General features: G+C 37.8%; 3 protein-coding genes. All 3 read left to right on the forward strand.

Annotated elements, in window-relative coordinates:
• Positions 1 to 448: 448 nt before the first annotated feature.
• On the forward strand, positions 449 to 700 hold the full coding sequence (locus tag Q0976_RS23715; protein ID WP_299497298.1) for a hypothetical protein: 252 nt from the start codon (positions 449 to 451) through the stop codon (positions 698 to 700).
• Positions 697 to 2,295 carry an ATP-binding cassette domain-containing protein gene (locus tag Q0976_RS23720; protein WP_299497300.1) on the forward strand — a complete coding sequence of 533 codons (1,599 nt, stop codon included), beginning with the start codon at positions 697 to 699 and terminating at the stop codon, positions 2,293 to 2,295. The genes Q0976_RS23715 and Q0976_RS23720 overlap by 4 nt, the downstream gene beginning before the upstream one ends.
• A gap of 92 nt (positions 2,296 to 2,387) precedes the next feature.
• Positions 2,388 to 8,164: non-ribosomal peptide synthetase (locus Q0976_RS23725; RefSeq protein WP_299497302.1), on the forward strand; the 5,777-nt coding region annotated here is incomplete at its 3' end.

Here is an 8,164-nt window from a genome sequence, read left to right on the forward strand (position 1 = left end):
AAGCATACCACTACCAGCAGTTGGCTCTCCACCATCTGATCATCCATGAGTATTGCACTTATTATATGAATTTAGGAATAACTTTTAGTTAAGCACTTAGCACCTTTGGTGCTCTGCAAATAGTCGGTGTATAAATCAAGCTTAGCTTTTTATCAGGAAAGAGTATCAGGTATGGTTTGTGTAACACCAGTCAATACTATTTAATCAATTCAACTCAGTTATGGAATTACAGTTTTTTATGTTGACCTTCTAGTCTAGATAATAAAGTTTTTTACATTTTTACATATTTTATCTATTAATTTATATTTGTTTTTTATATTTGTCTTTAAATTTAATTGGTTATGATTTATTTATTTGTTACACATTACCTAGGTATTAACATTGGTTAATCTTTATAATTTACTTCTATGTTATTTGTTTTCAGGTTCAGTTTGGTGAAGGAGTTCATATGTTTTACCCAGAAGCCGTCACCGTATGGTTTATTGTGTTAGGTGTTGTCTTATTATGGAAAGTATGTGCTGTTTTAAAGAGAAGAGGCGTTCTTAATCATTATCTGATTAAAGAGAGGATAGGCTCAAGTCTGATAATGATAGAGTCATTTGTATTTCATGTACTGAATAAAGAGATCAAGTGGCAACAAATACTAATTTTCATCAATAAACTTATTTTAATATTTAACGAAGATAAGGCGATTATATGATTGGTGTGACAACATACCGAGGTCGCTTTATTCAAGCGGTTCTTTGGGGAATTATCAGTAGCATTTTGAGTACGGGAGTCGTGATTACTCTTAGCCGTTTTCAATGGTTAATTGATTATGAGGGGATATATTTTTTCTGTACTATATTTATTGGGCTGGTACTAATTTTTGTAATAACCAATCACTTGTCATTACGAAATATCACTACATTTGCTAATCAGTGGGTTGCTGATTTAAGAGTTCGATTACAGCAAGCAGTATTGAATAGCGAATGGAGTGATTTTCAAAAAAAAGGGCGATCTTACTTCCATAACTTACTGACAGATGATGTACAGAAAGTGGAAGACTTTGCTCAACAGGCTCCATTATTAGTTACGAATCTTGTAAAAGTGATTCTATTACTGAGTTATATGGTTGTTTTTTTCCCTGTAGCTACTTCTCTTTTTATGTTAATGATGACTCTATTGTTAGTGATAATTTGGTTGTTGCAACGTCGATCTGAAGCACATCATTGCCGAACACGCTCTCAAAGAGTGGTGACTACACAACATATTTTAGATTCGGTTAATGGTTTTAGAGAATTGAAAGTTAATCCTGAGCGTTGTTGTTACTTTTCTAAACAATATATGGTGCCTGGGATCCATAAACTTCATCAATACCAGACTCGATCTTGGTTATGGGATCAACAAATAATTAGTACGTTTTGGTTAGGGTTCTATTTGCTCATTGGTGTCAGTTTAATGTTCCTTTATCAACAAAGCTCTGAACAAACATTGAGTTTTATTATCTTAATGATGATGGTAGTTTCCCCATTATCAATGTTGGTGATGAGTTTGAGCCAAGGAATGGCTGCCAGTGTAGCGTATGAGCACATTCAACAATTTACCCAGCAACGTGTTTCTATTCCTTCAAAAGATAGATTTTTTTTAGATGGGCAACCAATTCACCTTTCAACAGTGAGTTATCAATATCCAAGAGATATATCAGGCTCGGGTTTTGCTTTGAAAAAGATTGAGGCTATTTTTTTACCCGGACAATTGACTTTTATCATTGGAGAAAATGGGAGTGGTAAATCCAGTTTGATGGCTATCTTAACAACCCTAACTGTTCCAGATCATGGTTCTCTTCGTATCGGTGGCGTGAAACTTACACCTGATGATTACTCCTCTTGGCAATCTAGTTTGTCAGTTATTTATCAAAACCCTTATGTATTTTCTGAAAATTTAATTTTTGAGTTTAAAAAGAAAGGGGCTGTTTTTCAACGATATATGGCGTTATTTCACTTGCAGGACAAATTTAGCTTAAAAGATGGTCAGTTTATTGGAGTTGAGCAATTGTCTTTTGGTCAAAAAAAGCGTCTTAGCTTGGTATGTTCCTTGATGGAAGATAAACCTATATATATTTTTGATGAATGGGCTGCGGATCAAGATCCCTATTTTAGGAAACTTTTTTATGAGTACATTCTCCCTGATTTAAAAAACCAAGGAAAGGTCGTAATTGCGATTACCCACGATCCTGATTGGTTTTCCCTTGCCGATCAAATTATAGAAATGACGCAAGGTCAAGCGATTCTTCGCCCTGTTTCTGAATTCTAGCGCTTAGGACATCAGGGGTATTTATTATCAATAAGTCATTTAGTTAGCTGTTGCTAAGAAAGCTGTAATAAATTATATAAGTGAGTTGTTCAATGAGTGTTTATAAGACTTCTATTTCTGATTTCTTTTCCTTGCATCCAGCTCAGGAAAATATTTGGTATGATCAAAAAATTAATAGCGAGAGCCCTAAATATAATATTGGGCAGTACCAAGTAATTAATGGTGAAATCGATCTTTTGAGACTTATTCAGGCTTGGAGAAAAGTCATTGCGGTTAATGATGCCTTACGCTTGGATATTCAACAACAGGCAGTCGGAATTCCACTGCAGAGGGTGTTACCTCCTGAATTGGTTACTTCAGAGATTATAATGCTGGATTTTTCAGAACAGCCAACCGATGAAGCTGCTCAAACGTGGATGAAGAAGCAATATGAGCAAGTATTTGATGTTCATCGGGGAGAGAGATACCAATTAGCATTGTTGAAAATCAATGCTGGGAGATATTATTTATATTCTCGTTTTCACCACCTTTTTGTCGACGGAATGAGTGTTTTTCAGATCTATGAACATATTTTTAGCGCTTATTACACGGCTATTTCAGAGGGGGCCCATCAAACGGAAAAGCGACCTGAGTATCAGCAAGTTGCTGAAAAAGCATCTGACTATATTTTGTCGAAACGTTATCAACGTGATAAAGAATATTGGCATCAGTTTTTATCGCAACATGAAATGAGTCGACTGACTCAGTTTTATCCTCAGCAAAGTCAGTCGGATACTTTTGAAGTTAGTTTGAGTCAAGAACTGACCGCAGGATTACGTGAGTTTTGTCAAATTCATCAAATCAGTTTAATGGTTTTTTTACTGAGTATTGTCAACCTTTATTTCACTAGAGTGTTGAAAACTGATGAGTTAGTGATCAGTACCTCGGTGCATGGCCGCCGAGGTAAAATTGGAATGCAGACTATTGGTATGCATTCCAATCAAATAATGATTGCGACAACAGTGGATGAAAAAAGTCATTTTATGGATTTAATAAAACTAAGTGATCACCAATTACGACAAGGGATGCGGCATTCACAATTTCCTTATGGTCATCAGAGTCGAATAACTGCTGATTTTAAAGTGGATATAAACGTGAACTATGAATACTATCCTCAAAGTGATTTTGGGATGAAATCTGAATATTTAAGTAATTCATCAGATTCTATTCCTTTAGATATTAGATTGAGTGATTTTAAGGGAGAGGATGCTCTTAGGTTGAGAGTGACGTATCAGCATGCTTTTTTTAATGATACAGATATTGAATCATTGTGCTCGCTATTTATGGGGTTAATGGATCAATGTATGACACAGCCGGAAACTCCCCTTCTAAACATTGGTTTATTGTCTGTGGCTGAACGACATAAACTGCTTTATACGTGGAATCAGACGGACGTAGATTATCCACAAGATAAGACACTTAGCCAATTGTTTGAAACACAAGTTAGCAATACACCTGAGCATATTGCATTGGTTTTTAATAATGAGTCATTGACTTATAGAGAACTTAACGACAAAGCCAATCAGTTGGCGTATGTGCTACGTGAGCAGTACGAAGCGCAATACGGTCATCCCTTACGTCCAGATACACTTATTGCCCTCTATTTTGATCGTAGTTTTGAGATGGTTGTGAGTATTTTAGCAGTACTAAAAGCGGGGGGAGCTTATGTGCCGATGTCACCAGAATACCCTAAAGCACGAACGCTTTTTATGTTGGCGGATACACAAGCGCCCATCGTGCTGTCTCAGCAGTGTCACAGTGTATTATTGAGTCATTGGTTGAAAGAGTTAAGTCCTTCACCTGTTGTTATCATTGCAGACAGTACAGGGTTAATGGATAAAAAGCCCAGCGGTAACCTTTGTTCGAACAGTGGTCCAGAGGATTTAGCGTATGTCATTTATACCTCGGGCACCACAGGTCAGCCTAAGGGCGTGATGGTTAGTCATGCATCTATTGTTAATCGATTAAACTGGATGCAGCAGTCTTATCCGTTGACTAATTCGGATGTTTTGTTACAAAAAACGCCTTATGTATTTGATGTATCTGTCTGGGAATTATTGTGGGCTATTCAGCAGGGGGCAACACTTGTTATTGCCGAGCCTGGAATACACAAAGTACCAGAACGACTGTATCAAACTGTGATAGCCAATCATGTAACTAAGATTCATTTTGTTCCTTCTTTACTTGATGGTTTTATTCTTTATTTGAAAGCATTAACACTGAATATTCCATCTTGTTTGACTCATATTTTTTGTAGTGGTGAAATGTTACGCTCACAAACTATGAGAGAGTTTGAATCAGTTAATGGTTCAAATATTCAACTGCATAACTTGTATGGTCCGACTGAAGCAGCAATTGACGTTACAAGCTTTAATTGTTTGGAAGTTAATTCTGAGTTCATTTCATTAATTGGTAAAGCGATTAATAATACCCTATTGTACGTCCTTACTCCTCAGCTGCAGCCCACACCTATTGGTGTACCGGGTGAATTGTATATTGGTGGTGCAGGGTTGGCGAGAGGTTATTTAAACCGTGAAGAGTTAACCGCTGAGCGTTTCATTGATAATCCCTTTGCGACGGCTGCTGATATTGAAAAAGGGTATACCCGTTTGTATCGCACCGGTGATTTAGTACGTTGGGGGATGGATGGTAATCTGGAATATTTGGGCCGTTTGGACAGTCAGGTCAAAATCCGTGGCTACCGGATTGAACTGAGTGAAATTGAAAATGTGCTATGCCAGATTGAAGAGGTTAAACAAGCGGTAGTGATAGTTAAAGAAAGTGATAAAGACAATGACAGTGGTCAGTTTCTTGCCGCGTTTTATGTGCCCACTAAAGATAATAAAAATGGCAACGCAGTACTCGATAGCGACACCTTATGTGCTACGTTATCGCAATCGCTTCCCGATTATATGGTGCCAGTGAGTTTCACTCCAATTGAGCGTATTCCGTTAACCTTAAACGGTAAGCTTGACCGCTCAGCTTTACCTGAGCCTGAAGAGATGAGCAATGAGACTTATGTGGCGCCGCGTAATGATTTAGAGAATCAATTATATCAGGTTTGGCAGCAAGTACTTGGTTCAAAAAGGATCGGTATTCATGATAATTTCTTTCGTATTGGTGGGGATTCTATTAGTGCGATACGTTTGAGCGCGAAAGCGAGAGAATTAGCTAATATCGATATTCCACTGGCAGAGTTATTTAAATATCCGACAATTGCAAAATTGGCCCAACATTTAGATTACGGGATTTTGATTATCCCTAAGGCCGAACAGCTAGATAAAATAAGGCTCTCATTTGCTCAAGAACGCTTATGGTTTATTGAGCAATTTGAAGCTGGCAGTTATACCTATCATATTCCTTATCTGGTGCGTTTACGTATTAAAACGGATCACTCATTATTGTTGAAAGCGATCAATTTGGTTGTGGCTCGCCATTCAGTGCTTAACAGTGTGTATTTGGAAACTGAGTCAGGTGAGGCGTATAGCCAAGAATTAGATTGTGTATTGGATTATCGAGTTCAAAAATGTGTTTCTCAAATTGAATTTGAGCAGTGCATTAGATTTGATGTTCAAACACCTTTTAAGTTAAGTGATCAAGCGCCGTTTCGTTTGCGTCGTTACGATGTTGATGGCAATCGCTATTTATTGTTCGTTTGGCATCATATTGCTTTTGATGGTTGGTCTAGTGAGGTTTTTTTCCATGAGTTGATGGAATGTTATCAGGCTCTTGATTCTGATAAGAAACCGAATCTAGCTGAGCAGTCTATTAACTATGGTGATTATGCAATATGGCAACGTGAAACCTTGCGAGGGGAGGTATTAAAGGTACAGTTGGATTACTGGCGAGAGAAATTAGCGAATTTTGAGACTTTGGATTTACCAATAGATAAGCCGAGGCCTTCACAAATAGACTATCGAGGGATTGATTATAATTTGACGTTAGATGTTGCAATGTCTAATGAATTAAGGGCACTCGCTCAAGAACATAATACCACCCTCTTTACGGTGATGTTGAGTGCTTTTTATCTGACTCTGAGTCAGCTGAGTAATCAGCAAGATATTATTGTCGGGGTTCCATCTGATAATAGGCATTTGGTGCAAACGCAATCTTTGATTGGGTTCTTTGTTAACTCATTGGTATTGCGAACACAGGTCACACCTGAATTAACGAGCTCTGAATTGATAAATCGAGTGCATGAGTGTGTACAAGAAGCCAAAGTGCATCAAGAATTACCTTTTGAGAAGTTGGTTAGTGAGTTGTGTATTGAGCGTGATCTGTCACGGCATCCATTGTTTCAAGTGATGTTTAGCTTGGAAAGCTTCAATATGGGCGGGATGCAAACCGAGGCGTTGTTTGATGAAGTGAGTTTGTTAGATGAGTCGTTGTTTTCACCAGCGAAATATGACTTGAGTTTATGTGTTGATGATGGCAATGAAGTATTAGTCATACAGTGGAATTATGCTCAAAGTTTATTTGAAACTAAGAGCATAGTACGTTTTGCAGGTATGTATAATAAGGCGCTATCCGCTTTACTAGCATCAGAGCATAAATTAGCTGAAGTCTGCTTATTATCGGATGATGAACGATATAGTTTGCTGCATACACGAAATAGCACTGAGGTGGCCTATCCGAAAGATAAAACACTTCAGCAATTGTTTGAAGCACAAGTGCTAAAGACACCCGATAATATTGCCTTAGTATTTGAAGAATCTGAGCTGACTTATAAAATATTAAATGAGAGAGCAAATCAATTAGCTCATAGCATTCGTAGCCAATATCAAGAAAAATATCAAAGCGAACTTAAACCTGACACTTTAATTGCCCTTTATTTGGATCGCAGCCTTGAGATGTTTGTGAGTATTCTGGCAGTACTTAAAGCGGGGGGAGCCTATGTGCCGATAGCTGTAGAATTTCCTAGAGCTCGAACCCTTTTTGTATTGCAAGATACGAATGCGGCATTTATCATCACTCAAACTCATTATCAAACTCAATTAACTGAGTGGCTTAATGCAGCTGATTTGGACTGTACTGTTATCCCTGTGATGGTGGATAGCGCTAATGGCGATAGAACCAAGCATCAAAATGCTGATATTAACAGTCTTGTTTATAGTAACTTAGCTTCTTACTCATCTGATAACCCAGCTTGTATTAATAAACATTCAGATTTAGCTTATGTCATTTATACTTCAGGTACCACAGGGACACCCAAAGGTGTGATGATTGAGCATAGCGCTATCATTAATCGTCTGCATTGGATGCAATCACACCAATTATTAGATCAATCTGATGTCGTATTACAAAAAACACCTTATATTTTTGATGTTTCATTGTGGGAACTGTTAGGTCCAAGTCAGGTTGGTGCCTGTTTGGTCATGGCGCCGCCTAATAGTCATACTGACCCTGAAACATTATACTCATTAATTTCTCGATACGGAATTACAGCTCTTGACTTTTCTCCTTCTTTGTTAGAAGGCTTAAGCCAATCTTTAGCTGCATCAGGCAAAGTATTACCGTTTTCAGTTCGTCGTGTTTTTTGTGGTGGAGAGGCATTAACGGCCACTCAGGTTGCTTGTTTTTATCAAGTGAGTATTAATTCTACAAAATTGTATCATATGTATGGCCCGACTGAGGCTGCTATTGATTCGACATATTATGAGTGTCAGCCGCAAAATGCCGTTACTTCGCCTCCTCTTGGTCAAGTTATTGATAACATAAGACTGTATGTGTTAAATGCAGTGGGACAGCTAACCCCTATTGGTGTACCGGGTGAATTGTATATTGGTGGTGCAGGGTTGGCGAGAGGTTATTTAAACCGTGAAGAGTTAAC

The organism is uncultured Shewanella sp. (genome assembly GCF_947501665.1).
Lineage (GTDB): Bacteria > Pseudomonadota > Gammaproteobacteria > Enterobacterales > Shewanellaceae > Shewanella.

Excerpts from the sequence above, each read along its gene's own strand:
- Q0976_RS23720 (WP_299497300.1), top strand. The coding sequence starts at position 697 with ATGATTGGTGTGACAACATACCGAGGTCGCTTTATTCAAGCGGTTCTT.
- Q0976_RS23715 (WP_299497298.1), top strand. The coding sequence starts at position 449 with ATGTTTTACCCAGAAGCCGTCACCGTATGGTTTATTGTGTTAGGTGTT.